Annotated in this window: 24 protein-coding genes; 17 read left to right on the top strand and 7 right to left on the bottom strand. The window is 44.0% G+C overall.

Translation table 11 applies throughout. The features are described from left to right. Nucleotides 1-121 precede the first annotated feature (121 nt). The 8 genes from ACQY73_RS00800 to ACQY73_RS00765 all read left to right on the top strand — a co-directional run bounded on the left by ACQY73_RS00800 (nt 122) and on the right by ACQY73_RS00765 (nt 6,515). Nucleotides 122-523: a nuclear transport factor 2 family protein gene (locus tag ACQY73_RS00800; protein ID WP_428660103.1), complete on the top strand. Its 402-nt coding sequence runs from the start codon at nt 122-124 to the stop codon at nt 521-523. A 107-nt stretch (nt 524-630) separates the two neighbouring features. Beyond that, nucleotides 631-1,236 (top strand): GNAT family N-acetyltransferase, encoded by a 606-nt coding sequence (locus ACQY73_RS00795; protein ID WP_428660100.1) that lies wholly within the window; start codon nt 631-633, stop codon nt 1,234-1,236. A 124-nt stretch (nt 1,237-1,360) separates the two neighbouring features. Then, nucleotides 1,361-2,260: a carbon-nitrogen hydrolase family protein gene (locus ACQY73_RS00790; protein WP_428660097.1), complete on the top strand. Its 900-nt coding sequence runs from the start codon at nt 1,361-1,363 to the stop codon at nt 2,258-2,260. Between the two features lie 84 nt (nt 2,261-2,344). After that, nucleotides 2,345-2,935 carry a TetR/AcrR family transcriptional regulator gene (locus tag ACQY73_RS00785; protein ID WP_428660094.1) on the top strand — a complete coding sequence of 197 codons (591 nt, stop codon included), beginning with the start codon at nt 2,345-2,347 and terminating at the stop codon, nt 2,933-2,935. 35 nt (nt 2,936-2,970) lie between these two features. Beyond that, entirely contained in the window at nt 2,971-4,026 is a 1,056-nt protein-coding gene (locus ACQY73_RS00780) for a hypothetical protein (protein ID WP_428660091.1), read from the top strand. Further along, a complete protein-coding gene (locus ACQY73_RS00775; protein ID WP_428660088.1) occupies nt 3,968-4,195 on the top strand; it encodes a hypothetical protein in 228 nt (75 codons plus the stop codon). The genes ACQY73_RS00780 and ACQY73_RS00775 overlap by 59 nt, the downstream gene beginning before the upstream one ends. An 11-nt stretch (nt 4,196-4,206) precedes the next feature. Further along, nucleotides 4,207-5,265, top strand: coding sequence for a winged helix DNA-binding domain-containing protein (locus ACQY73_RS00770; RefSeq protein ID WP_428660085.1), 1,059 nt, complete (start codon nt 4,207-4,209; stop codon nt 5,263-5,265). Continuing rightward, nucleotides 5,262-6,515 carry an MFS transporter gene (locus tag ACQY73_RS00765; RefSeq protein WP_428660082.1) on the top strand — a complete coding sequence of 418 codons (1,254 nt, stop codon included), beginning with the start codon at nt 5,262-5,264 and terminating at the stop codon, nt 6,513-6,515. The genes ACQY73_RS00770 and ACQY73_RS00765 overlap by 4 nt, the downstream gene beginning before the upstream one ends. 90 nt (nt 6,516-6,605) lie before the next feature. On the opposite strand, the gene ACQY73_RS00760 is transcribed toward ACQY73_RS00765, so the two are convergent. Then, nucleotides 6,606-7,325 carry a DUF5020 family protein gene (locus tag ACQY73_RS00760; protein WP_428660079.1) on the bottom strand — a complete coding sequence of 240 codons (720 nt, stop codon included), beginning with the start codon at nt 7,323-7,325 and terminating at the stop codon, nt 6,606-6,608. Between the two features lie 138 nt (nt 7,326-7,463). On the opposite strand from ACQY73_RS00760, the gene ACQY73_RS00755 reads away from it, so the two are divergent. From ACQY73_RS00755 to ACQY73_RS00745, 3 genes are all read left to right on the top strand, one after another. Continuing rightward, nucleotides 7,464-8,639: a hypothetical protein gene (locus tag ACQY73_RS00755; protein WP_428660076.1), complete on the top strand. Its 1,176-nt coding sequence runs from the start codon at nt 7,464-7,466 to the stop codon at nt 8,637-8,639. A 532-nt stretch (nt 8,640-9,171) separates the two neighbouring features. Beyond that, nucleotides 9,172-9,615, top strand: coding sequence for an OsmC family protein (locus tag ACQY73_RS00750; RefSeq protein ID WP_428660073.1), 444 nt, complete (start codon nt 9,172-9,174; stop codon nt 9,613-9,615). Between the two features lie 175 nt (nt 9,616-9,790). Then, the gene (locus ACQY73_RS00745) at nt 9,791-10,162 is read left to right on the top strand and encodes a nuclear transport factor 2 family protein (RefSeq protein WP_428660070.1); all 372 of its coding nucleotides are present in this window, start codon (nt 9,791-9,793) and stop codon (nt 10,160-10,162) included. A 21-nt stretch (nt 10,163-10,183) separates the two neighbouring features. Here ACQY73_RS00745 and ACQY73_RS00740 read toward each other — a convergent pair whose 3' ends face one another. The 4 genes from ACQY73_RS00740 to ACQY73_RS00725 form a co-directional block, all read right to left on the bottom strand. Continuing rightward, entirely contained in the window at nt 10,184-11,563 is a 1,380-nt protein-coding gene (locus ACQY73_RS00740) for an FAD-binding oxidoreductase (RefSeq protein WP_428660067.1), read from the bottom strand. A 148-nt stretch (nt 11,564-11,711) separates the two neighbouring features. Next, on the bottom strand, nt 11,712-12,014 hold the full coding sequence (locus tag ACQY73_RS00735) for a phosphoribosylpyrophosphate synthetase (RefSeq protein ID WP_428660065.1): 303 nt from the start codon (nt 12,012-12,014) through the stop codon (nt 11,712-11,714). Between the two features lie 11 nt (nt 12,015-12,025). Next, the gene (locus ACQY73_RS00730) at nt 12,026-12,298 is read right to left on the bottom strand and encodes a GNAT family N-acetyltransferase (protein WP_428660062.1); all 273 of its coding nucleotides are present in this window, start codon (nt 12,296-12,298) and stop codon (nt 12,026-12,028) included. Nucleotides 12,299-12,304: 6 nt separating this feature from the next. Continuing rightward, nucleotides 12,305-13,573 (bottom strand): metallophosphoesterase, encoded by a 1,269-nt coding sequence (locus tag ACQY73_RS00725; RefSeq protein ID WP_428660059.1) that lies wholly within the window; start codon nt 13,571-13,573, stop codon nt 12,305-12,307. Between the two features lie 136 nt (nt 13,574-13,709). Here ACQY73_RS00725 and ACQY73_RS00720 point away from each other — a divergent pair, with 136 nt between their 5' ends. After that, the gene (locus ACQY73_RS00720) at nt 13,710-14,126 is read left to right on the top strand and encodes a molybdenum cofactor biosynthesis protein MoaE (protein ID WP_428660056.1); all 417 of its coding nucleotides are present in this window, start codon (nt 13,710-13,712) and stop codon (nt 14,124-14,126) included. Between the two features lie 83 nt (nt 14,127-14,209). Continuing rightward, nucleotides 14,210-15,049: a formate dehydrogenase accessory sulfurtransferase FdhD gene (gene fdhD / locus ACQY73_RS00715; protein ID WP_428660053.1), complete on the top strand. Its 840-nt coding sequence runs from the start codon at nt 14,210-14,212 to the stop codon at nt 15,047-15,049. On the opposite strand, the gene ACQY73_RS00710 is transcribed toward fdhD, so the two are convergent. Continuing rightward, the gene (locus ACQY73_RS00710) at nt 15,041-15,226 is read right to left on the bottom strand and encodes a hypothetical protein (protein WP_428660050.1); all 186 of its coding nucleotides are present in this window, start codon (nt 15,224-15,226) and stop codon (nt 15,041-15,043) included. The two genes, fdhD and ACQY73_RS00710, sit on opposite strands and share 9 nt — an antisense overlap. 181 nt (nt 15,227-15,407) lie before the next feature. Between ACQY73_RS00710 and ACQY73_RS00705 the strand changes: the two genes are divergently transcribed. Continuing rightward, nucleotides 15,408-16,574: an ATP-binding protein gene (locus tag ACQY73_RS00705; protein ID WP_428660047.1), complete on the top strand. Its 1,167-nt coding sequence runs from the start codon at nt 15,408-15,410 to the stop codon at nt 16,572-16,574. Between the two features lie 21 nt (nt 16,575-16,595). On the opposite strand, the gene ACQY73_RS00700 is transcribed toward ACQY73_RS00705, so the two are convergent. After that, nucleotides 16,596-17,294, bottom strand: coding sequence for a hypothetical protein (locus ACQY73_RS00700; protein WP_428660044.1), 699 nt, complete (start codon nt 17,292-17,294; stop codon nt 16,596-16,598). A 331-nt stretch (nt 17,295-17,625) separates the two neighbouring features. Between ACQY73_RS00700 and ACQY73_RS00695 the strand changes: the two genes are divergently transcribed. The 3 genes from ACQY73_RS00695 (at nt 17,626) to lon (ending at nt 22,673) form a co-directional block, all read left to right on the top strand. After that, nucleotides 17,626-17,916: a co-chaperone GroES gene (locus ACQY73_RS00695; RefSeq protein WP_428660041.1), complete on the top strand. Its 291-nt coding sequence runs from the start codon at nt 17,626-17,628 to the stop codon at nt 17,914-17,916. A gap of 113 nt (nt 17,917-18,029) precedes the next feature. Next, nucleotides 18,030-19,670 (top strand): chaperonin GroEL, encoded by a 1,641-nt coding sequence (gene groL / locus ACQY73_RS00690; RefSeq protein ID WP_428660038.1) that lies wholly within the window; start codon nt 18,030-18,032, stop codon nt 19,668-19,670. A gap of 507 nt (nt 19,671-20,177) precedes the next feature. Further along, on the top strand, nt 20,178-22,673 hold the full coding sequence (lon, locus tag ACQY73_RS00685; protein ID WP_428660035.1) for an endopeptidase La: 2,496 nt from the start codon (nt 20,178-20,180) through the stop codon (nt 22,671-22,673). Nucleotides 22,674-22,854: the final 181 nt, after the last annotated feature.

Raw genomic sequence — 22,854 nt, 5'->3', positions numbered from 1 at the left:
TGGGCCCCCAAAACAGTCGGTTGGAAACAGCCGACTGTTTTTTTGTCTAAATTTAAATCGTAGACGGAACTGACGTCGCCTTAAATTAAGTTACCTTTTCATTCAACTACATACTTTTCTAATGACTTCACTTGACATCGCAAAACAGTATTACGACAGCTTTAACCGGAAAAACTGGCAGGGAATGCTTGATTTATTGGACTCTACTATACGTCACGAACCCAATCAGGCTGACGAGCCCCGCATCGGCATTGAAAAATTTACGGAGTTTTTGCAAAGCATGGATGACTCCTACGAAGAAACCCTCACCGATATGGTTTTCTTTACCGAGCCAAACGATATGCGCGTGGCGGTGGAATTTGTCGTAAACGGCATTTATAAAAAAGGCGAAGAAGGTTTTCCCGTGGCGCACGGCCAATCGTACGTATTGCCGGCCGCGGCATTTTTGGAAGTGAAAGAAGGAAAGATCACTCGCGTTACGACCTATTATAATTTGACACTTTGGATCAAATTGGTTTCATAAGTAAACTACGATTGGAACGCTGATTGTTAAGATCATTATGATTTGTTATGTTTTACATAATTATATCATAAAAATCATCAAAATCAGCGTTCTAAACTCTTCCAACCATGTACCAAAATCTTACATTTACCACTAAACGCGGCCCTGAGATCGCTTCTGTCATTGAGGACTTAGGAAAGTTGCGGATCGCTGTATTTCGCGATTATCCTTATTTGTATGAAGGCACGCTTGATTACGAAAAAGAGTATTTGCAAACGTACGTTAAATCCCCGCGTTCCTTTCTATTTGCTGTTTACGACGGTGCTGAAATGGTGGGCGCTACAACCTGCCTTCCCTTGATCGATGAAACCCATGACGTGCGCCAACCTTTTGAAGAAGCGGGCTTTGACCTAACTTCCATTTTTTATTTCGGCGAAAGCATCCTGTTGCCCGCCTACCGTGGACTGGGATGGGGCCATCGTTTTTTTGACGAACGCGAAGCACATGCGCGTAGTTTCGGCACTTACAACATCACCTGTTTTTGTGCGGTAGAACGAGAAGAAAACCATCCTGCCAAACCTGAAGCCTATCGACCTAATGATGCCTTTTGGGCAAAAAGAGGATACCATAAAGAGCCTTCGCTGCAAAGCGGTTTCGAATGGCCGGATATTGGGCAAACCCATTCAACGCCAAAGAAAATGGTGTATTGGATGCGGAGCATTAGCCAATATTAACAAAAAGATGTTTTTTAACAGCGTTAGAAATTAATTATAGAATCCTGACTATTAGGGTTTTTATGGTATAAAAAACATAACTGATCATAAAAATCTTACTAATCAGTGTTCCAATCCACAACGTATGAATGTCACAATCGCAGCAGCTCAATATCCCATTACAGAGCACAAAACTTTTACTGATTGGCAAAAGCACGTTGAACAATGGGTAGCGCAAGCCGCTCAGCAAAAAGCGCAACTTCTGCTCTTCCCGGAATATGGTTCAATGGAATTGGTGAGCATTTTTGATGCTGAAATTAGGGCCGATATTCGCCAACAGGTGGTGGAGTTGGATGCGTTGAAACATGATTTTTGTGATGTGTTTGCTGCGTTGGCTCGCAAATATCAAGTTGTTATCGTGGCCCCAAGCCTGCCCGTGGTGGAAGGTGAAAAGAAACACAACCGCGCTTTTGTATTTTCTCCCCAAGGATTGGTCGGCTACCAGGATAAGTTTTTTATGACGCGCTTCGAAGACGAAGAATGGGGTATCCAAACCGCGCCCAAAATCCTTTCTCTTTTCGAAACGTCCTGGGGCAATTTCGGTATTCAGCTCTGCTATGATGTTGAATTTGGTTTGGGTTCGCAATTGTTGAGTTCGGCAGGCGCTTCATTAATTTTAGCACCGAGTTGTACCGAAACCATTCGCGGCGCCACCCGCGTACACGTAGGAACGCGGGCTCGGGCATTGGAAAATCAAGTCTACACTGTTGTTTCTCAAACTGTTGGAAATGCTTCATGGTCGCCTGCGGTCGATATCAATTACGGCTATGCCGCCTTTTACAGTACCCCCGACAAAAACCTGCCCGAAGAAGGAATCATTAAAACCATGACACCGCAAAAAGAAGATTGGTTGGTGGAAACCTTGGATTTTACAAAAATTGAAGCTGTCAGAAACGATGGGCAAGTCTTCAACTTCAAAGACCATCAACGACTTTATACAGGAATTCTTTCTTCCCCTATCGAGGTAGTACGCCGTCCTCTTTAGTCCTTTTCCCCACGAATATTTTTTACAAAAAGTTGTGATTTAATTTATAAATAAACAAACGTTCATTTATATTTGCGTGTAATTATGAGAACACGCGACGAAAATAAAGAGCAACTGGTCCGCCAAAAAGCCTTAGAATTAATTGTAAGTCAGGGATTTGAAGGATTCAGCATGCAAAAACTGGCGAAAGCGGCAGAAGTGTCGCCGGCTACGCTCTACATCTATTATAAGGACAAAGAAGACCTAATCACACGGATTGGCATCGAGATCGGTCGAAAATTCAGCGAGAGCATTTTGCAGGATTTTGACCCTTCGCTTTCTTTTGCCGAAGGGCTGCGCATTCAATGGCGAAACAGAGCCCGGTATGCGTTTGCCAATCATTTGGAAACGGAGTTTTATGAGCAAATACGCAGTTCATCCTTTAAGGAAAAAGTAATAGGCGGATTATTGGACGATTTCAAAACCGCTATGGGGCTGTTTGTGCACAATTCGATTGAACGCGGCGAGCTGAATCCCATGCCGGTAGAAGTATTTTGGACCATGGCTTATGCGCCTTTGTATAATTTGATCCGGTTTCATAACGAAGGCCGCAGTATGGGTGGAAAACCGTTTGTGCTTACAGAAGAAATCATGGAGCAAACCCTGACGTTGGTACTGAAAGCCCTGAAACCTTAAATTTTTTTATCAGAAAGATAAACGAACATTTATTTATGATAGGAAAGACGCTCAATTACCATAAAGCAGACGGGCTAATCTTCGGAATCTATCCCGGTGGTTGGTTGGATTCGTTCGTAGATAAAGCAATTCCGGATACACCACAGGAAATCAATAAAGCACTTAACACGTTACAGTTGCCGGATTATCCTTTTGTGGTGCGAGGCTATGTAGGATTTGAAGACGGAGCACAATCTCTGATTGAAACACCCTCCAACATGATTCAATACACCTGTAATGGTCGAAAATTAGGCTTGACATTATGTTACCGCAGTAAAACGGGCGATCTGGACGGATGGAAGGACTTTATCTGTAAAACAATCCAAGCGTACGGGCATCATCTGGCAAAAATCCAACTCACGGAAGAACCCAACAATCCCGACCCCAACACGGGTGGTGATGGAAGTTCTCCAAATATATACCAAGCCATTGTGGAAGGCGTATGCACGGCAAAGGAAGAAATTGATCGCCTGAATCTTGATTGTATGGTCGGGTTTAACGCGGTCATTTCGTTTAACCCGCTTGATGTTTTTTGGAAAACTTTGGCCGATGCGGGAACTTCTACCTTCCTGCAATCGCTTGATTATGTGGGGCTCGACTTCTTTCCTGATGTTTTTGTACCGCTTCCTCTTACCCCGGACGGTACACCGTTCAGCATGGAAGATGCCGTTACGGTTGTGCTGGAACAATTCAGAAACGGCAACTTGCACGAAGGAAAAATTCCATTTGACGTCCCCATCCACATCACTGAAAACGGGTGGCCCACCAACCCGGCGCGTTCTGAAGAAAGACAAGCAGAGATACTTGAGACCACCGTGGAGACGATCTATCGTAAACGTGCGGAATTGAATATCACCCATTATGAATATTTTGACTTACGGGACGCAAATTCGTCGGAGTCAGGGCTCCAATTCGGATTGCTTCACGATGATTACACACCCAAGCCCGCCTTTGATACTTTTTGTCGTTTGATTCAAAAATTTGGAAACTCGCATGGAACAACTACTTCAAATTTTAGTCTTCAAAACCAATATCAAGACGTCTCAGGATAAAGAGAAAATCACTCCGGTTCTTGAAGCATTGGGGCAAATTAGCCGTTGGACGGTCGATTGTGAGGATTGTGATTGTGTGCTTCGTATCGAAGCCGACGGTGTTTCCGAACAGGAGATCATTGAAGCAATACACGGGAAAGGTTTTGAATGTGCCGCATTAACCGATTAATCTTTTTGCCTATGGCAGCCATGAACATCGCACAATTACGACTTAACAATCAACGAATTACCGATTCATTTTTTACGCAACCCGCCGACGTCGTTGCTCATTTGGGAGCCATGCAGGCGCAGGATTATACCATGTCAAAATGGGCGGTCGGCGCGCGTATTCCGGGAGCAACCGAGGAAAGTATTGAGAATGCTATCAATGAAGGCAAAATCGTACGTACCCATATTCTGCGCCCAACCTGGCATTTGGTGGCGGCACAGGACATCCGCTGGATGCTCGCTCTGACGGCACCGCATGTGCAACAACTGGTCGCTTATATGTACCGCCAACTGGAACTGAACGGAGCGCTGTTGAACCAAACCGCCGACCTGATCGCCAAAGCACTGGAAGGAAATAACCACCTGACCCGGGCCGAATTGATGACCGAATTGAACAAGGCCGGCATTCCGACCAACGATTTACGCGCGTCGCATCTGATGTTTCATGCCGAACTGAACGCCATTGTATGCAATGGTCGCATGAAAGGCAAGCAAATTACGTACGCATTGATGGATGAACGCATCCCTCTAACCGCTCTCATCAGCCGTGAAGAAGCCCTCGGACAACTGGCCAAACGGTATTTTATGAGTCACGGTCCGGCAACATTACCCGATTTTGTGTGGTGGTCGGGGCTAAAAGTCACCGATGCACGAGCCGGTTTAGAAATGGTTAAGTCGCAGTTGGTTTCGGAAAAGATCAACGAACAAGTGTACTGGATGCCCAATGATTTGCCAACTGCCGCACCGGATACGCTCCATTTACTGCCTGCTTTTGACGAATTTATGGTCAGTTATAAAGATCGAACGGCCTCGCTTGCCACCAACCATCACCCGGCAGCCATTACGAGCAACGGAATTTTTAAACCCATTGTAGTCGTGAACGGAAAAGTGGAAGGCCTCTGGAAACGCACGATCAAAAAAGAGACCGTTCAGGTAGAAACAACTTTTTTTGAAACATCACAAACAGAACATCCTTTATTTAAAACAGCCGTCGAAAAGTACACTCAATTTTTAGGCAAACAACCCAAATGAAACAACCCCCCCCCCCCCCTTTTTCATCGTACGAGAAATTGGTCATTGCCTTATTGGCCATCACCCAATTCACCGTCGTTCTGGACTTTATGGTCATGTCACCTTTGGGCGATATGCTTATGAAGTCCTTACTGATCACCCCTTCGCAGTTTGGATTAGTGGTCTCAAGTTACGCCTTCAGCGCAGGAATCTCGGGACTGCTCACGGCAGGTTTTGCCGACAAATTTGACCGCAAACGCTTGCTTTTGTTCTTTTACATCGGCTTCATCCTCGGCACACTTTTCTGCGGATTGGCCCCCACGTATGAAGCGCTCGTAGCGGCACGCATTTTCACCGGTATTTTTGGCGGCGTTATCGGTTCTATCAGCATGGCCATCATCACCGACGTGTTCAGTTTGGAACAACGCGGTCGCGTGATGGGCTTTATCCAAATGGGTTTTGGAGCCAGTCAGGTGTTGGGCATTCCCATCAGTCTGTATTTGGCCAATCTGTGGGGATGGCAGTCGCCTTTTTTGATGATCGTAGGATTCAGTACGGTCGTTGCGCTTGTAGTCATGCAGACATTAAAACCCATTACCAAACACCTCGAAATCAAAACCGAGCGTAATGCCTTTGGTCACTTAATGCATACCCTTAGTCAGAAACATTATCAAACCGCTTTTGTGGGCACAGCACTGCTTTCCATCGGTGGGTTTATGATGATGCCTTTCGGAAGTGCTTTTGCGGTCAATAACCTGAAGGTCAGCCAACATCAATTGCCCATTATCTTCATGGTTTCGGGAATCAGTTCGCTGATCATCATGCCTTTGATCGGACGTATGAGCGATAAAATTGACAAGTTCAAACTCTTTGCCTATGCTTCTGTCTGGATGGTGATCATGGTCGTTATTTATACCAATCTTCCTCCGATTCCGCTTTGGACGATCATTATTTTCAACGTCCTGATGATGATGGGAATTATGAGCCGCATGGTGCCTGCCACTACGCTGACGAGCGCCATTCCAAAGATGCAGGACCGTGGTGCTTTTATGAGCATTAACTCTTCATTGCAGCAAATTGCGGGTGGCTTTGCTTCCTTTATTGCCGGAATGATCGTAGTACAAAAAGACAATTTCAGTCCACTGGAACATTACAACATCTTGGGAATTGTGGTTTCGGCGATTTCGCTGCTCAGTATTTATCTGGTCTACCGTATCAGCCAATTGGCCAAGAAAACGGCCGCTCAAACACCTAAAGGTCAAGCAGTTTAGTTACGTTTCCAACGAAGAACGGCCCTCCCGATTTTGTTCGGGCGAGCCGTTCCTCCAATGTTTGAATAGTACATGTAATAAGCAAAAGGCTTACTCAAATTTGTACTTTACGGCCAATGTCGGATAAGCTTGAATTGTATTCTCCGGCGTCAGAACGTGGTAATAAAGCCAGATTTTAGAGCCCGCCGAAAACCCTTTTCCTACATTGTACCAAATTTGCGGATCGCCAAAAAACGCCAACTTTTTTCCTGACAAATTTTTGGTGTAATCGTCGCCGTGGTTTCGGTTTTCGGTCCAGCAAACCAAACTTGCGGAGGTAATGAATTTATAATTTCTGATGCCTTTTCCTACATAAAAAGTAAACTGAGTATCGTGACTGGGTTTTTCAAAGGCACTGTAACGATAACACAACACTGCACTGTACCAGGAGTTTTTACCCAAAAACGGATACGCGGCTCCCAAAGCGTAGGAATTGTTGATATAAAATCCGCCCTTGATCGATTCGATGATTCCCAATCCGCCGCTGTAACCTACATTTAAGTAGATTTTCGGTTTCCAGAATTTTATGGTTTGTGATAATTGAATGAAACATTGCCCAATGTTCCCTTTATTTCCTTTGAAATCCGTCTGAATTTTCAACAGCGTCGAGCCAATTTCTTTGCTTTTAAAATACTCAAAAAAGAGAGTTGGAAAATTTTTTGATTGCATTTTCGGGTCCACAGTATGCCTGAAATCATAATGTAATTCAAATTGTTGGGCAAAACCGGAAAAGGAAAAAAGGCACAAAAACGCGAATAATAGATTTTTCATGGTCTTATCGTTTAATAAATTAGGTAATTTTGAATCGTTTCCGGTAAGCCGGCCAACGAGTACAAAAATCCCATACAACGATAATGCAGTGCGGAACTGCCGCAGAATTCTTTCGGAATTCTGTTCATTACACAAAAAATGAAGCCTTTAGACCATGAAATCTTTCGCACTTTGTTGAAAGAAGCACACTTCAAGTGCTTTGGTCACGCACTTTCCGAGAATCTTTCCGAAACCGACAGTAAGTTTTTCAGCAATGAAATTTTGGAGGCAACGGGCTTGACCATTGGTTGGAAAAGCCTCAAAAACTACACTTCGTTCGTGCTCAAAAATGTGAACGACAAACAGGAAAACCCTTCCGTTGCTACGTTGGATACGCTTGCCCGTTATGTACTCAATGCGCCCTTTACTTCCGAAACCCAACGCAAAAACGATGAAGGGCATTTTCCTTTTTGGTTTCGCTACAAAGACCAATTTGCTGCGCGAGGTGAAACGATCTCTACTCCTTCCCCAAAATTGTCTTGGAAAAAGCCCACATATATCGGTGGTTTTCTTGTCTTTGTCATAGCTGTTGCGGTGTATTTATTTTACGCTTCCCGGCCTGCTCCGTTTATAGAAGAATTTCGTACTGTTTCCGAAGATTCGTTGTTTAACAGAGGTTGGTTTCTGAAATCCAAAGACTCCTTTTATTGGAACAAAAGAAATGAAAAGTCCGAACACCTTGCCCTTTTTACGCTTCAAGGAGATAATTGGCCCGATTCCGTTGAAAGTCCCGGTATCAAAAACCTGTTGTTACGCAAAATTCCCTATGATTGTTTCACGCTTGAAGCTCAACTGACCAACTTTATTCCCGCCAAAAATTGGCAACAAGCGGGCGTTTTGTTGTTGGAAGACACGACATTCAAAGGAAAAAGCATTCGAATGTCACTGGCGTACAATGATTTTTTCGGCGGCTATTCCAAGCCAAAAGAAATACTGATTCAAACGATCACATCAAACGGCAGCACCACCAATAAACCCGAAGAGATCAGTCATTATCCGCTTTTTGCAGTCGCTACTGCCAATGATAGTCTGTCGGTGATTCAAAATTTGCAATATTCTTCTTTTCGGATCGAAAAAAAGGATCAAAAATGGCGTTTTTTGTTTGCCGGCGGCCAGACCAACAATACCGCATTTAAAGAAATTGTCAGTCACGAGTTTGATTTTCAGCCCAAATATGTGGGTCTATTTGCCTTAAAAGGCTTTGTGCCTGATTCCACCGTTGCACCCGCCTATTTCAAATTGTTCAGTCTAACCGAAAACGGCTGCGACAACTAAAGCTCCGACTATCGTCTGACTCCAAAATAGACAAACGGTCTGACGATAGTCTGACCCGGTCTATCTATCTACAAACCAATTCTGATAAGTCAGCATGATAATGACCTTGAGGATTGGTGTATCCCTAAAAATCGGTAAAAGGGTTGATTATTTTTTTGTAAATTCTTCAGCGGTGGAAAGAAAACCGGAACCTCATTTCAGTTTTTATTTTTCGGTATTGGCTATTTACGATGACAATAAATTCGGTAGAATTTCTGCGTCTTACTTCTACTCCGAATAGTTAAAGCATTGATTAACAACTATTATTACTTTATTCAGCGTATTGCAAAAGAAGGTTAATAAGAAAGTACAAAAAAGACAAGACGGTTAAAATCCCTATTTTAAGCGAATAGAAACAGCATTTTTAGGGATAGAACTCACGCACGCATTTGATTTTTTAATGGCAGAAGGGAAATAATTTTGTAGAATTGCGGTTACGAATTTGGTCGAGTAGTATTTACAAAACCCATTAATCACCATTCTCATCAAAACAATGGCAGCAATCAAAAGAATCTCCAACGCCGTTTGGAACGGAACAGGCCTGGAAGGTAGTGGTACCCTCAGTACAACAAGCGGTGTATTGAAAGATACGCCTTATTCATTTGCCGCACGTTTTCAGAGCGAAGACGGCAAAGCAGGCACCAATCCTGAAGAACTCATCGCCGCCGCTCACGCGGGTTGCTTTTCAATGGCTCTCAGTTTTCAATTGACCGGCGCAGGCTTCCCTCCTACTCAATTGGCAACCAAAGCCACCGTTGAAATGGAAAAAGGAGACGCAGGTTTTAAGGTATCGGCCATTAAATTGTCGGTAGAAGGCACCGTTCCGAACATTACGGAAGAAAAATTCCTTGAATTGGCAGGCGTTGCCAAAGCCAATTGCCCTATTTCACAGGCATTGTCGGCGGTGCCGATCAGCTTAGACGCGAAGTTGGTGTAACTCTGTTATTCAAACCAAAAGCCGTCTCAAAAGTGATTTTGGGACGGCTTTTGGTTTTATCCCGGTCGGTTTTCAATATCTGATTTCCCGACAAAATATCAGTTTTTTCGACTAGCTCTCCTTATTGCTTTGCACTATTTTTGCCGGTTGTTTTTCATCCAACGAGACAATTACCATGAATCCGGTAGAGGAAATTTACCAAGCGGAACAAACACTTTATAAAGCTCAGTTAGCCGGCGATGTTGCTATACTTGATACGTTGTTAGCCGACGACCTGCTTTTTGTCGGCCCTGATGGTCAATTGTACACCAAAGAAATGGATCTGGAAGCGCACCGCTCCCGTACAATGTCTATCACTACACTGATTTCTCACGAGCCAATCATACAATTGATGCCGCACACCGCCATAGTGACGGTAATGATTGAACTTCAGGGAGTTTTTGCGGGACAACCCGCCGGGGGAAAATTTCGCTATTTACGCGTCTGGACAAAGCAACAAGATACGTGGAAAATTACAGCAGGAAGCTGCACACCCGTGCAGGAATGAAAAATGTTTTCGTTTATGAACTCAACTTTTCTTTTCAGGCAATAACTTCCCCGGGTTCATCAAATTATGGGGATCAATGGCCTGTTTGATAGCGCGCATTACTTCCAACGATTCGCCGTGTTCCAAGACCATGTACTGTAATTTTCCAACACCGATGCCGTGCTCTCCCGTACACGTTCCGCCCATCGCCAAGGCGCGGCGCACCAATCGCTCATTAAGGGCTTTGGCACGCGCAAATTCCGCTTTGTCTTCTGAATCAATGAGAATGGTGAGGTGAAAATTACCGTCGCCGACGTGTCCAAGAATGGGCGCAATGATCTTCGTTTCTTCAATGTCGTGCTGCGTATCTACAATACACTTTGCCAATTGTGAAATGGGTACGCACACATCAGTAGACATCAATTTTGCGCCGGGACGCATTGCCAACGCCGCAGGAGCCGCGTCGGTTCGGGCGCGCCACAATCGCTTGCGACTTGCTTCGTCTTTTTCCCATAAAAAGGCCGATGCGCCAAAGGAATACGCATATTCTTCTACTTTTTGAACCTGCCTTTCCACTTCGGCCACCGAGCCGTGAAATTCTAAGAAAAGCGTAGGAACTTCTTCATAATTAAGCGATGAATAACGATTGATGGCGTGCATCATGACATTATCCAACAATTCGATCTTGGCAATAGGCACTCCTTTTTGAATCGTTTTGATCGCTGTCGAAACGGCGGCTTCCACCGTAGGAAAGGAACAAACTGCCGCATAGATAGTTTCAGGTTCGCTGTGCAGTTTCAGCGTAAGTTCCGTGATAACGCCCAATGTTCCTTCGGCTCCCACAAAAAGGCGCGTCAGGTCATAGCCCGCCGATGATTTCTTGGCTTTACTTCCCGTTTTGATGATTTTACCATCAACAGTCACCACCGTAAGCGCCAACACATTGTCTTTCATGGTTCCGTATCGCACGGCGTTCGTACCCGACGCTCTGGTGCTTGCCATGCCTCCCAACGTAGCATTCACGCCCGGCCCGATGGGGAAAAAGAAACCACTGCCTTCCAATAATTCATCCAATTGGTTACGCGTTACGCCCGCCTGAACCGTTACGTACATATCCGCAGGGTTTACTTCCAAGACCTGATTCATACCTCGTAAATCAATGCAAACGCCTCCTTTCAAGGCCAGTACGTGTCCTTCAATCGAGGTTCCGGCACCGAAAGGAACGATAGGAATAGAATAAGCGGCACAAATGGTTACTGTTTTAACAACCTCCTCCGTAGTTTGCGGGAATACCACAACATCGGGCGGCTGACAATCGTGGTAGCTAAAACCCACGCCATGCGCCTCTCGCACAGGCAAATCACTACTCATCCGATCACCGAGGAGTGTTTGTAGTTCCTGAAAAAAAGCGGAAGGGCTCAATTTGTAAACTGAAAAATTTTAAACCGCAAAATAATAAACCGCAAAATAATAAACCGCAAAATAATAAACCGAGAACTGTAAAAGTCAGAACCGATCAATGCGCCATTTCCACTTAACCGATTCCATCTTACTACTCTATACCAATTAATTAATCAAACTTAAGTTTTTCCAACAATTCGTTGGTGATCTCTTCGGTATATACACCATAACCACTCACTAACAATCCTTTGATCTGATGATTTTCGGACGAAATGGCGTACAAAACCGCCTCGTCGGCGGGATCGGTTTGGCCTTCGAAGCGAAAAAACTCATCGATCTTAAATTCATTGGCAAAGACCTTGAATTCTCCTTCGCGGCACTCCAGGCAGTCCTGTCTCAAATTAAAGTCTTCTACATATCCCTCTTTGCGAAGGGCTGACATGGTTTCGGAAAGGGTATCGTACGCTTGCATTTTGATGTTAGTTAAGGGTGTGTTAAGTCTTGGTATTCAGGATGTTCTTCAACATATTTCTTAAAAAAAGGGCAATATATCTTTACCGGCCAATTTTCTTTACGAATGGTACCCAGCACAAATTCAGCCAGTTGTCCGGCCACGCCTCTTCCCCGCAACGCGTTCGGAACAAACGTGTGGAGAATGTAAATGACTCCTTCCTTCCATTGATATTCCACAAAAGCAATTTCACCGTCAATTTCGGTTTCAAAACGGTGAAGGTCTACATTATTGATAATATTCATGCGTAATTAAGCCTTTACTAATTCTACGATCGTAATTTCGGGCAATATACCGATACGGCCGGGATAACCAATGTATCCAAATCCACGGTTCACGTACAAATGCTGGTCGCCTTCGGTATAAAGACCGCCCCATTGTTTGTAGCGATACTGAACCGGGCTCCATTGAAAGCTGCCGATCTCGACGCCAAACTGCATTCCGTGCGTATGTCCTGCAAAGGAAACATCAATGTCTTTATACTTTTCAGTTACCTGCGCATTCCAGTGGCTTGGATCGTGTGAAAGCAGCAATTTTACGGGAAATTCATCCGTTTTATCGTACGCATTTTCAAGGTGACCATATTTGGCAAAACCGCCCATTCCCCAGTTCTGAATCCCCAAAAGGCCGATTTTCTCATTTTCGACTTTGAGCGTACGGTGTTCGTCCAACAGCAGATCCCAGCCCAACAAACGGTGCGCTTCTTTTAGATCCTGCAGGTTTTTACGCTTCGCTTCCACACTTGGCCATTGATAATAATCGCCATAATCGTGGTTTCCCAACACGGAAAATGTACCCAATGGCGCTTTTATCTTTTTGAAAATATCAATGTAATCCTTCACCTCATCGGCGGTATTATTGACCAGATCACCCGTAAAGAAAAATACATCCGGTTTTTCGGCCAGCAGCATTTCTACACCACCTTTTACCGCCGTTTTATTGAAAAAACTTCCCGAGTGAATGTCTGAAAGTTGGCCAATTTTGATTCCTTCAAAAGCTTTAGGAAGGTTTTTGACGGGAATACGCACGCGACGAATGCGATAATCGTGCGCTCCTGAAATGATGCCGTACGTAAATCCGGCCACCGTTGTTCCGGCCACAGCCAAAGCCGTTTTCATCAGAAATTCAGAACGGGGAATGGCGTCACTTGAAGGAGCAGAGGTGGGTGTTTGGGCAGTCGACGGAGTGCCGGTGAAAAAACTTGTCACCCATTTTCCAAAACGTACCACGTCGTCGATTAAAAGAATAAAAAGGGCAAAGAATTTGGCAAAATAAGGAATCAATAGCCCCGTCCAAATGAACTGACGCGTAACGCGGCTGAGCGAATCGGGCGGAATGATAAATTGTGTTACGATCCAAACGACCATGCTAACGATCGGAATCGCCCAGTAAATACCGTTAATGAGGCGACGAGCTTCCGATGAAATATCTCGGGTCAAAACTCTTACGGCTTGAAAAACGTATAAATCCAACAAAAAGAGGATGCCAATGGTTATAAGGATGGCAGGAAGACGATTCATAATTTGGTTTGAATGAGTTTCAGTACGTAACAAAATACGCTGCTAAAAAGTGTACGATTGCAGTAGATTTTTGGGAAACGGCAGATTTTTAGGGTGAAGTCGCTATTTTTGGCCATTATCCATTTCATTACCCGACATGATCAACATTCAATTATCAGATACAACCCTTACTACGCAAACGTGTTTTGACTACGTACTCTCCGACGAAGCCGGCGGCATCGTAACGTTTGTGGGAACAGTGCGCAATCATACCAAAGGCAAGCGCGTGTTACGGCTCGAATTTGAAGCCTATGCCCCGATGGCGGTCAAAGAAATGCAAAAGATCGCCGAAGAAGCTGCTCGTCGCTGGCCCGTTTTAAAAATTTCCATTCACCATCGCGTCGGGGTATTGGACATTGGCGAAATTCCGGTCATCATTGCCGTTGCCTGTGCCCACCGAAAAGCCGCCTTTGAAGCCTGTCAGTTTGCCATTGACACCCTCAAAGAAACAGTCCCCATTTGGAAAAAAGAGTTTTTTGAAGACGGAGAAGTGTGGGTAGCCGCGCATCCGTAGTGTATACGGGATTGTTGGGAACTGAAAAATAATAAACTGATAAACTGAAAAATGTAAAAGTTTAAATCTGTGTTAGTCTATATATGAGTACTAAAGACGTAATGATATGGCGGTCAAACCGCGCGGGTATCCACTATGTGGCGGATACCGTTGTGGTAGAAGAGCCACTGGAAATTCGCATCCGATATTGTGACACCAACGAAAAATGGACTGAACGTTCTCTTTCCATCACCATGCGAACACCGGGCGAAGATGAAGCCCTAGCCGTCGGTTTCATGTTTACGGAAGGAATGTTGCGGGAAGATCAATTGGACAAAGTAGCGATTGGGCTTGAAAATACCGTTACCGTACACTTTAAACCTGACGCACGACCTGCTTTAGAAAAGCTTCAGCGCAATTTTTATGCTACGTCAAGTTGCGGCGTTTGCGGTAAATCTTCGTTGGATGCTTTGGGATATACGTACGAGAATCTGCATTTGGCCAATGGCCTTACGCCCCTGTCTCCTGAATTAATTGCTTCACTACCCCAAATGCTCACAGCCCATCAGGAGCTTTTTGACGAAACCGGCGGCATTCACGCTGCGGGATTGTTTGATTGGGAGGGAAATCTTGTGCTCTCGGCAGAGGATGTAGGCCGACACAATGCCGTAGATAAAATAGCGGGGAAAGCATTGATGAATCAACTATTGCCTTTTAATCAACACATTCTGGTATTAAGTGGACGCGCATGCTTTGAATTATTACACAAGGCTTTGGCGTTAAATATTCCTGTAGTGGTTGCGGTAGGTGCGCCCTCCAGTTTAGCCATCGAAACGGCCGAACGCTTTGGACAAACGCTTATTGGCTTTACGCGTGAAGGACGTTTTAATGTGTATTCGGGTTTCGAACGACTTGAATCGGTTAAAAAGACCCGATCACTTTAATTCTTTTCTAACCTGTTCAACACACGCTGTCTGGACGCCGGCCAAATCTGCAATTTGCTCATTCGAGAAATCCGTTTTTTGGAGCAGTTTTTTTACAAAACTTAAGTTTTTTTTGAGCATACCTTTTTTCTCTCCATTTCTTTCGGCGCGTGCTAAGACAAATTCTTCAATTCCCATAGTTGATTTTGGCCAGTCTGCAATAATAACTAACGAACCTAGGCAGAAAATCCTCATCAGTCGCGAAAAAACCCCTGCTTTTAAAGATTGGATGGAAGGTTAAGGAAGGGTATTTTTTAGGATTAACCTTGAAAATTTAAAATAAAATTTAAATCTTCAAGGTTAATCCTTATTTTTGGTAATGATTCAGCGACAAATTACCCAACAAATTATAACCGACCTCAGCTATTTTCCGGCAGTCGGTATCATTGGCCCTCGTCAGGTTGGCAAAACCACATTGGCACGTTGGTTAGAAGATCAGCTGTCCAAAACCTGTATCTATTTGGACATGGAAGACGAAAGTGATCATGCCAAACTCCAATCAGCAGGCTTTTATTTAGAATCTCACGCTGATAAATGTGTTATCATTGATGAAATCCAACTCATGCCCCAACTCTTCGGGCAACTTCGTTCATTGATTGACCGCCAACGCGAGCCTGCCCGATTTATTCTGCTTGGTTCTGCTTCGCCAAGTATCATTAAAAATTCGTCCGAAACATTGGCCGGGCGAATTGCTTATTCCGAATTAACCCCATTTTCCATTGAAGAAGTATTTGAACAGACTTCCATACAAACCCATTGGCTTCGAGGAGGATTTCCTAATGCGCTTTTCGCTCCTACTGACCAGCTTATGCGTCGATGGACAGATAATTTTATTGAAACCTTTCTTCAGCGTGATTTGCAATCTTTAGGGTACGAGATTCCGCAAGCCCTCATGCGCAATCTCCTGACAATGCTTACCCAAGTCAATGGCAATATTCTGAACGTATCTGACTTATCACGTTCCATCGGTATTTCCCAACCCACGGTCAGTAAATACCTCGACATTTTGGAAGGCAGTTTTTTGATAACGCGTTTGCAACCTTACTTTGCCAATATCAGCAAGCGATTGGTCAAGTCACCTAAACTTTATATACGTGATTCCGGGATTTTGCATCGTTTGGCCAAAATCAATTCGTACGAAGAGCTATTAGGAAACCTTGCCGTAGGCGGGTCTTGGGAAGGATACGCCATTGAACAGATTCGCCGTACCGCAGGGCCAGATTGGCAATTTTTCTATTATCGCACTCAAGTGGGTGCTGAAATAGATTTATTGCTCATTACGCCTTCGGGAAAGAAAGTCGGAGTAGAAATTAAACTTACCAATGCCCCGACGCTTTCTCGTGGATTTTATGAAAGCAGACAGGACCTATCACTTTCACAAAGTTACGTTGTTGTACCTGAAAGCGAGTTTTACCAAAAAGATGAAAATGTTTGGGTAACGGGTCTGATGTATTTTCTAAAAGAGATTATGTCAACGTTCAAATGATTGTTTTTTACTTCTACTTTATCACGCCACATGTTTCACAATCAATCGCTTCGCAATTGGTAATAGCGTTTCCTGAACGGGATAATCGGCAGGGGATTCTACAAGGTATGTCGCAGGGTTAGGCAGTTCGCGTCGTTTTTTGATGAGTGTCAACTTGAGGTTTTCAAACGTAGTCGAAATTCCTTTGCGTACTGTTTCAAGGTACGTGGTCTGTACACCTCTTTGGTCATGATGCTCAAAAAGGCGAACCTGGTAGTGGTAAATATCGGTTTCACTCCGCCGGGTACGGTATAGAAACAAATAGCCTTCTTTCAAATGCAAAGGCACGATGCCTACGGGTGCAAACGTCAATTGGGCTTCAATGTCGGCATATTGCGTTTGACCCTGTGTCAGCGTTTGCTGAAAAAGTGGCAGGGAATAATCTAAAATGCTGTCAATTTCGGTCAGTTTCTCGCTTTCCTGAAATTTTTCGTACACAAATCGTTTTTTTTTAAAGTCTACTCCGGTCACTTTTTTAGGAAACGAAGCAACAATTTCATTTTTAGAATTTTTAAGCTGAGTCGCCAATTCATAGTGCGTTTGTACATTAAGCAAGTCAGGAAAGAGTTTAGCTTGATCAAAATTACCATTAACTTCCTGTAAATAAGCCATTAACATGTACTTTTTGTACTCAAAATCAATCCATCCTTCGGTAAGCCAGTCAGTTCTCAAGGTTGCCATATTCAATCATTTAAATAGTGTGCAGCGAATAAAGAGTCATGAGCATACGTTCTTTTCAACCTCTTTACCCTTTTCTTTCTCCTTACATTTTAATCAAAAGTCAATTTAGTAAAAAAACGAATACTGCCAAATAAAACACAATAAATAGTTACATACTGCCAATGATTATTTTGAACATGACAGCTTTTACACCAAAACAACCTTAAAAACTGCAAAAATGGCAGAGAATTGTACTAATTAGGTGCTGGCATAGAAAATGTTACCTTTGCCCTCGAAAAACTTATTAATTAAGTTCTATACATTATAAAAACAATTAAAACCCCTGATAACTATGTCAGCAGTTGCAGAAAAAGTAAATGTTAAGCCGTTGGCAGATCGCGTGCTGGTACAAGCAGCCCCTGCCGAAGAAAAAACCGCTTTTGGAATCATTATCCCCGACACTGCAAAGGAGAAGCCTCAACGTGGTACGGTTGTAGCAGTTGGTCCCGGTAAAAAAGATGAACCCCTCACTGTAAAAGTAGGCGATACAATTCTTTACGGTAAATACGCAGGTACTGAAATCACCGTAGAAGGTCAAGAATACCTTATTATGCGCGAATCTGACATTTTTGCGATCATCTAAATGGAGTAACGGTTATCCGGTAACGATTCATTGCCACTCTGCAATCATTGGTTAACGCATAGCCTATTTTCCTTTTAACTATTAACCATTAACAAATAACTTATTTATAAGACATGGCTAAGAAAATATTTTTCGATATCGAAGCACGCGATAAAATCAAAAAAGGTGTAGATACGCTTGCTAACGCGGTAAAGGTAACCCTCGGACCTAAAGGCCGTAACGTTATCATTGATAAAAAATTCGGTTCACCGGCCATCACCAAAGACGGCGTAACGGTAGCGAAAGAGATCGAATTGAAAGATCCAATGGAAAACATGGGTGCTCAACTCGTGAAAGAAGTTGCTTCTAAAACTGCAGATGCTGCCGGTGACGGTACCACTACTGCGACTGTATTAGCACAGGCTATTTATACAATCGGTTCTAAAAACGTTGCAGCCGGCGCAAATCCAATGGATCTGAAACGCGGTATCGACAAAGCGGTATTGGCCGTAACTGCCAATCTTGCAGCACAGGCTGAAAGCGTAGGCGATGATTTCAACAAAATTGCCCAAGTAGCTACCATCTCTGCCAACCATGACGAAGAAATCGGTAACATGATCGCCGATGCCATGAAAAAAGTAGGTACAGAAGGTGTTATTACGGTAGAAGAAGCTCGCGGTACTGAAACCGAAGTAAAAACGGTAGAAGGTATGCAGTTTGACCGTGGTTATTTGTCTCCTTACTTCGTGACCAACGCGGAGAAAATGGAAGCCGAATTGGAAAAACCTTTCATCCTGATCTCTGAAAAGAAAGTTTCTTCGATGAAAGAATTGCTTCCTGTATTGGAAGGCGTAGCTCAGACAGGTCGTCCGTTGTTGATCATTGCGGAAGACGTTGACGGCGAAGCATTGGCTACATTGGTAGTAAACAAAATTCGTGGTGCGCTGAAAGTATGTGCCGTTAAAGCTCCGGGCTTCGGTGACCGTCGTAAAGCTATGTTGGAAGACATTGCTATTTTGACCGGTGGTACTGTGATCGCTGAAGAACGCGGTTTCAAATTGGAAAATGCCGATCTTCAATACCTGGGTCACTGCGAAAAAATCATCATTGACAAAGACAACACAACGATCGTGAACGGTTCAGGCGATGCTGAGCAAATCAAAGCCCGCGTTAACCAGATCAAATCACAGATCGAAAATACAACTTCAGATTACGACCGTGAGAAATTGCAGGAACGTTTGGCCAAATTGTCAGGCGGGGTAGCGATTCTTTACATCGGCGCTGCTACTGAAGTTGAAATGAAAGAGAAAAAAGACCGTGTTGATGACGCCCTTCACGCAACCCGCGCTGCCATCGAAGAAGGTATCGTAACCGGTGGTGGTGTGGCGCTTATCCGTGCTATTGATGCATTGGATAACCTGCAAGGCATCAATGAAGACGAAACTACGGGTATCAACATCATCCGTCAGGCGTTGGAATCACCACTTCGTACCATCGTAGCAAACGCAGGTGGCGAGGCTTCAGTGGTTATCAACAAAGTGAAAGAAATCAAAGGTGGATTTGGCTACAACGCCAAAAATGACACTTACGAAGATCTTTTCGCAGCAGGTATCATCGACCCTAAAAAAGTAACTCGTTTGGCGTTGGAAAACGCAGCCTCTATTGCAGGTCTGTTGTTGACTACCGAGTGTGTTATTGCTGACGAGCCGGAAGAAAATGCCGGTGCAGGCGCAGGTGGTCACGGACACGGCGGCGGCATGGGCGGCATGATGTAATCAGCCATTCCCTGATACTGTTTATGCAAAAGCCCTCACTCAGTTTGAGGGCTTTTGTTTTTTCAGAATAGCTTTATTTTAGCATTATCAAACGTTTTGAAGTCTGCTTACAGGCTTTTTTTGACTGCCGGGCAAGCCACTATTTGTCATGATATCAGTTATAAATTTGTTATCCGCCCGTGGCATGGTTTTTTCAGAAGTATAAAGCAAAGGTTTCACAAAAGTTGTCCCTTTGGTCATTTTTGAGAGAAACACCCTTTTTAAAAAAGTAATGCGTACCTTTGTAAACTTTCGTTTATATAGTTTAAAACCAATACGGCACACTAAATTGAGCGTTATCCCATTCTATTCTGACCCTCCTAACCTCCACCTGAACTATTTCAATTTCTTCGTAAGCAGAGATATTCACCTATTTTAATGTATCACGGGAAGCTTCTCATTCCTTTACAAGAAATTTTAATTATATTTAATTTTCCAAACTTTACTGTCAAATTGACAGCCTGCCCTATGAATCTCGACCCAAACGAACTATATACCCGATTAATGTTAGCCGAGTCTGATCTAGACAGTCTTGAGATATTGCCGCTTGGCAGCCCGGACAATGATGATGAACCCATCGAAATGCCTGAAGAGTTGCCTATTTTACCCCTGCGTAATACCGTTTTATTTCCGGGGATGGTCATTCCTGTAACCGTAGGCCGTCAGAAATCCATCCGATTAGTAAAAAAAGCGTATAAAGGTGACCGAATCATTGGAGTTATAGCGCAACAAAATCAAGATAAAGCCGAGCCAACCAGCACTGATCTGTTTGGAATCGGCACCATGGGCTACATTATTAAAATGATCACGCTCCCGGATGGCAACACAACCATTATTTTGCAGGGACGCCAGCGTTTTCGTGTCAAAGATTATGTCCGCGAAGACCCTTACATGATCGCCAAAGTAAGCGCTATTGAAGATTATTTCCCCAATCAAAATAAAAAAGAATCAAAAGCACTCATCCAATCGCTCCGCGATTCAGCTCATAAGATTTTAAGACTCAATCCTGATATTCCGCAGGAAGCGCGCATTGCACTGGACAATATTGAAAGCCCCACGTTTTTGACGCACTTTTTATCCTCCAATCTCAACGCAGAGGTTTCGGATAAACAGGAATTACTCGAAAAACCAACGATCCCGGAACAGGCTACCAAGCTGTTGGAATTGATGATGCGGGAAATTCAAATGCTTGAACTTAAACGTGATATTCAGTCAAAAGCAAGTTCAGACATTGACCAACAACAACGTGATTACTTCTTACGGCAACAAATAAAAGTATTGCAGGACGAGCTTGGCATGGAAACACCCGAGCGGGAATTGGAAGATATTCGCCTCCGTGCCTCTAAGAAAAAATGGCCGGAAAATGTCAAAAAACATTTTGAGAAAGAGTCTCAGAAATTGCAGCGCATCAACCCCATGGCACCGGATTATCCGGTTACGCTCAATTACCTGGAGCTGATGGTCGATCTGCCTTGGGGAGAATTTACCAAAGATAATTTTGATCTCAAACGTGCGCAGAAAGTGCTTGATACTGACCACTTTGGACTTGAAAAAGTAAAAGAACGTATCATTGAATACCTCGCCGTTTTGAAGTTGAAGAATAGCTTGAAAGCGCCAATTCTATGCCTTTACGGCCCTCCCGGCGTCGGAAAAACGTCATTGGGAAAATCAGTGGCCAAAGCACTTGGACGCAAATACATTCGTATGGCCTTGGGTGGTTTGCACGATGAAGCCGAGATTCGCGGACACCGTAAAACGTACATCGGCGCTATGCCCGGCAAGGTCATTCAAAATATCAAAAAATCGGGTTCTTCCAATCCCGTTTTTATTCTGGACGAAATTGATAAAGTTGGCTCTGATTTCAGAGGTGATCCGGCTTCAGCCTTGCTTGAAGTACTTGATCCTGAGCAAAATAACGCTTTCTCTGATAACTACTTAGAGGTTGAATATGACCTTTCAAAAGTGTTATTCATTGCCACAGCCAACTCGCTCGAAACCATTCATCCCGCCCTGCGCGACCGTATGGAGATCATTGAGTTGACAGGTTACACGGTAGAAGAGAAATTACAGATCGCCAAGAAGTACCTTGTCCCAAAACAACGCAAGGACCACGGTCTGGAAACAAAAGCCTTTACTGTAGACGATAAAGCCGTTCTCAAGATCATTGAGCATTATACCCGTGAATCAGGCGTTCGGAATCTGGAGCAAAAAATCGGGGCTTTGGTGCGTAAGGTGGCAAAATCCATTGCGTTAGAAGAAGAGTATGCCAAACCGATCAAAGCGGAACACATCGAAAAACTGCTTGGAGCGGAAATATTTGACAAGGATCTGTATCAGGACAATGATACCGCAGGGGTTGTGACAGGTTTAGCGTGGACATCCGTAGGCGGAGAAATTCTGTTTATCGAATCCAGCTTAAGTCGTGGCAAAGGAGGATTGACTCTTTCGGGACAATTAGGCGATGTAATGAAAGAGTCAGCCGTTACGGCTCTCTCTTACCTCAAGGCGCATTCCGACGCTTTGGACATTGATTATCGCGTATTTAACCACTACGATCTGCATATTCACATTCCGGCAGGTGCTGTTCCAAAAGACGGCCCTTCGGCGGGGATTACGATGCTCACTTCCATTGCTTCCATTTTTACCCAACGCCGGGTCAAACCTCAACTTGCCATGACGGGAGAGATCACATTACGCGGCAAAGTACTGCCCGTCGGTGGAATCAAAGAGAAAATTTTGGCAGCGGCTCGTGCAGGGGTGACAGAGATCATCATGTGCAGCAAAAACCGCAAGGATGTAGAAGAGATCAATGGCAGCTACGTAAAAGCTTTAAAATTTCATTACGTAGAAAATGTAGACGAAGTACTGGCCATTGCTTTATTGCCCGAAAAAGTAAAGAAATCTACGCCTTTTATCTTTCCCGAAGACACAAAAAAGCAGTCGATTTTGGAAATCGTTAATTAAGTGGTCGAGCAGAAGTTTTCGGGTTTTACAAAAAAAGAACGGTTGGATGGTACGCCGGTCGGGTTGTGAGCAACCCTCCGCACGAAGGAGCAGAAGTTTTCGGGTTTTACAAAAAAAGAACGGTTGGATGATACGCCGGTCGGGTTGTGAGCAACCCTCCGCACGAAGGAGCAGAAGTTTT

Origin of the sequence: Runella sp. (genome assembly GCF_965279615.1) — a bacterium.
Taxonomy (GTDB): Bacteria; Bacteroidota; Bacteroidia; order Cytophagales; family Spirosomataceae; genus Runella.
Note: the sequence above shows the minus strand (reverse complement) of the source record. Positions and strands in the feature narration are given on the sequence as shown.